This window comes from Citreimonas sp. (assembly GCF_042096055.1).
In the GTDB taxonomy this organism is placed as follows: domain Bacteria; phylum Pseudomonadota; class Alphaproteobacteria; order Rhodobacterales; family Rhodobacteraceae; genus Citreimonas.
Genome location: NZ_JBELMH010000121.1, coordinates 3,093 through 6,389, shown reverse-complemented (window position 1 = coordinate 6,389; position 3,297 = coordinate 3,093). Strand labels below are relative to the sequence as shown.

The window sequence follows — 3,297 nt, the reverse complement described above, 5'->3', positions numbered from 1 at the left end:
GGGCCGGCCTTGCGGGTGATCATGGCGGTGGGGAAGTTCCAGGGCGTGATCGAGGCGGCGACGCCGATCGGCTGCTTGATGACGTGGATGCGCTTGTCGCGGCCGTGGCCGGGAATGATCTCGCCGTAGACGCGCTTGGCCTCCTCGGCGAAGAACTCGATGAACGAGGCGCCGTAGGCGATCTCGCCCTTGGCCTCGGCCAGCGGCTTGCCCTGCTCGGCGGTCATGATGGTGCCGAGGTCGTCCTGGTTCTCCATCATCAGGTCGAACCAGCGGCGCATGATGGCGGCGCGTTCCTTGCCGGTGTGCTTCGCCCACTCCTTCTGTGCGACGTAGGCCGCGTCGATCGCCTGCGCCACCTGGTCGCGCGACAGGTCGGCGACCTGGGCGATCACATCGCCACGGGCGGGGTTGGTGACGTCGAAGGTCTTCGCGCCGTCGACCCATGCGCCGTTCACGTAGGCGCGCGTCTCGAGCAGCGACGGGTCCTTGAGGCGCGATTTGAGATCGGTGGTGTCGTCGAGCATGAGAGTCTCCGATGCGGTTGCCGCTTGGCGGGCGGTGGATCTTCTGGTGTCATGTCAACCGAAACCCGACGTGGAGGATCCGGATGACCCTGGACGATGCCTATGCCAATGCCCCCTATATAGCGGACGCGGACGCCTATCCAGAGCGGTGGGCGCAAACCGCCGACACCTATCGGGGGCGGCTGGCCGCGGCGGGAAGGGCGCGGCTGGGCATCATGTACGGTCACGGCCCGCGCGAGGCGCTGGACCTGTTCCTGCCCGACGGCGTGCCCGAGGGGCTGTGCGTCTTCGTGCATGGCGGCTACTGGCTGAAATTCGACCGCGCGTACTGGTCGCACCTGGCCGAGGGGCCACGCGCGGCGGGCTGGGCGGTGGCGATGCCGTCCTACGATCTCGCACCACGGGTGCGGATCAAGGACATCACGCGACAGGTGGCGCAGGCGGTCATTCGCGCCGCGCACGAGGTCGAGGGGCCGATCCGGCTGGCCGGGCATTCGGCGGGCGGACATCTGGTCGCGCGCATGGCGATGCCGGGCGTGCTGCCCGATGCGGTGGCGGAACGGCTGGCGCACGTGATGCCGATCTCGCCGGTCGCGGACCTGCGGCCGCTGATGCAGACGGCGATGAACCGCGACCTGCAGATCGACGACGCAGAGGCGCAGGACGAAAGCCCGGTGCTGCATCCGGCGCCGAAGGTGCCGGTGACGGTCTGGGTGGGCGGCGACGAGCGGCCCGCCTTCCTGGAACAGGCCGAGGCGCTGGCGCAGGCCTGGGGCGCCGCCCACGTTGTCGATGCGGGCAAGCACCATTTCGACGTGATCGACGGCCTGGCGCAACCGGACTCGGAGATGGTGCGCCGCCTGTTGGGTTAGTCGTCCGCCAATGAAAAAGGCCCCGGCGAAACCGGGGCCTCGGGCGGATGTGCTGATCGGGTCGATCAGTTGACGGTTTCGGCGTCCTGCACGTCGCGGGTCACGGCCTGGCGCGGCTGCGCTTTCGCGATCTCGATGCGGCGGGGCTTCAGCGCCTCGGGCACCTCGCGCATGAGGTCGATGTGCAGCATGCCGTTTTCGTGGCTGGCGCCGGTGACGCGCACGTGGTCGGCCAGGTGGAACCGACGTTCGAACGCGCGGGTGGCAATGCCGCGGTGCAGGTAGGTGCGGCCTTCGGCGTCGTCGCCGGACTTGCGGGCCGAGACGAGCAGCGCGCCTTCCTTGACCTCGACGGTCAGGTCCTCGTCCGAGAAGCCTGCGACGGCGATCGAGATGCGATAGGCATCATCGGCGGTCTTCTCGATGTTGTACGGGGGATAGCCCGGCTGGCTGACGTCGTTGGCCAGCACCCGGTCCATCAGGTCGGCGATCTGGTCGAAGCCGACGGTCGCACGGTAGAGCGGTGCAAAGTCGTAGTGTCGCATGGAATCCTCCGTTGAGCGATACCGATGTCCGCGCCTTCCCGAGGGGACAGGCGCCGTGTCGTGCCGCGACCCGCAATCGGCGTCCCGGCGAAGGTTATCTGGGAGAGGCGCGCCCCGGTTTCAAGAGATCATGCGCGGCAAAAATGCGCTGTCGCCGGTGGTTTGGGGCGGCCGGCGTGGCGGCTTCAGGGGCGCGTCGAGGTCACGAACTTGGCGCCGGTGTCGCGGCGCATGCCGGCGCGCATCGGGTCGGGGCCGGCGCCCGATCCGCCCTTCGTCGCCAGCGCGGCGCGCAGGGCTGGCAAGGGCGTGGCGAGGCCCGTGCCTAGGCTGACGGGCCGTTCGCCGGCGCGCGCCATGGCCGAGATCACCGACACGATCCGCGGTGTGCCGTCGGCCGCGTAATGGAACACCGGCGAGCCCGAGGCGCCGAAATCGACCGAGCAGGACAGGATCAGCATGCCGCGCTGCCGGCCAAGGATGGCGCAAGCATCTTGCAGGCTGGGCGCCTCGGCGCGGTCGTGGGCGTAGGAAACGACGCCGACGACCGCGCCGTCGACCGGGTCCAGGTCCAGCGTGAAGGGCTGGATCATGCCGGTGCGGATCGGGTGCTGAAGCTCGACCAGCGCGATGTCGTTGCGCACGCGGACAGCGGTGTCGGCATTGCCGGGATCGAAATCGGGATGCGCGACCGCGCGCCGAACGCGGCGGTAGGCGGCGGCACGGCCGTTGCGCCACCCGGCCAGGAAGCGGATCCCGTCTTCGGCCACCGGCCGGCCGTCCTCGTCGAACAGGCAATGCGCGGCGGTCAGGACCAGGTTCTCCTCGATCAGCGCGCCGGTGCAGAAGACGCGGCCGTCGATCTCGAGCCGGCCGACCGCCTGCCACTGGCGGCCGGACTCGCTGGTTTCCAGGGAAAAGAGCCCCTGGGCGCTGGCAGAGGCGGCCGCGCACGCCAGCAGCAAAAAGAGAATCGTACGCACCGGAGGGCCCTTCAGGTCAGCACCCCCAGCATATGCCATTTGCAAATGGCGAAAATGCGGCCGATCGAAAATACCTGCAGTGTAGCGCCTAGTCCCGCGCCTGCATCGCCGGGGGCACGGGGCCGCCGGTCGCCCAGTCGAGCAGTTCGACCGTGTGCACGACCGGAACCTGCGTGCCGCTGCCGATCTGCATCATGCAGCCGATGTTGCCGGCGGCGATGACCTGCGGCGCCTTCGCCTCGAGCGTGCGGACCTTGCGGTCCTTCAGCTTGGCCGAGATCTCGGGCTGCATCAGGTTGTAGGTGCCTGCGCTGCCGCAGCACAGGTGGCTGTCGGCGGGTTCGACCACCTCGAAGCCCGCGCGTTTCAG

The 3,297-nt window shown here is 69.1% G+C and carries 5 protein-coding genes; 1 reads left to right on the top strand and 4 read right to left on the bottom strand.

Annotated features, from left to right (window positions below; genetic code table 11):
• Window positions 1–527 (bottom strand): aldehyde dehydrogenase family protein (locus ACFDTC_RS16960; protein WP_375260058.1); only part of this gene is annotated, 527 nt, incomplete at its 3' end.
• Between the two features lie 83 nt (window positions 528–610).
• Here ACFDTC_RS16960 and ACFDTC_RS16955 point away from each other — a divergent pair.
• Complete coding sequence (locus ACFDTC_RS16955) at window positions 611–1,399, top strand: alpha/beta hydrolase (RefSeq protein ID WP_375260057.1); 789 nt, start codon at window positions 611–613, stop codon at window positions 1,397–1,399.
• A 65-nt stretch (window positions 1,400–1,464) separates the two neighbouring features.
• Here ACFDTC_RS16955 and ACFDTC_RS16950 read toward each other — a convergent pair whose 3' ends face one another.
• The 3 genes from ACFDTC_RS16950 to ACFDTC_RS16940 form a co-directional block, all read right to left on the bottom strand.
• Complete coding sequence (locus ACFDTC_RS16950) at window positions 1,465–1,944, bottom strand: Hsp20 family protein (protein WP_375260056.1); 480 nt, start codon at window positions 1,942–1,944, stop codon at window positions 1,465–1,467.
• Between the two features lie 185 nt (window positions 1,945–2,129).
• A complete protein-coding gene (locus ACFDTC_RS16945) occupies window positions 2,130–2,927 on the bottom strand; it encodes a trypsin-like serine peptidase (RefSeq protein WP_375260055.1) in 798 nt (265 codons plus the stop codon).
• 88 nt (window positions 2,928–3,015) lie between these two features.
• Window positions 3,016–3,297: heterodisulfide reductase-related iron-sulfur binding cluster (locus tag ACFDTC_RS16940; RefSeq protein WP_375260054.1), on the bottom strand; the 282-nt coding region annotated here is incomplete at its 5' end.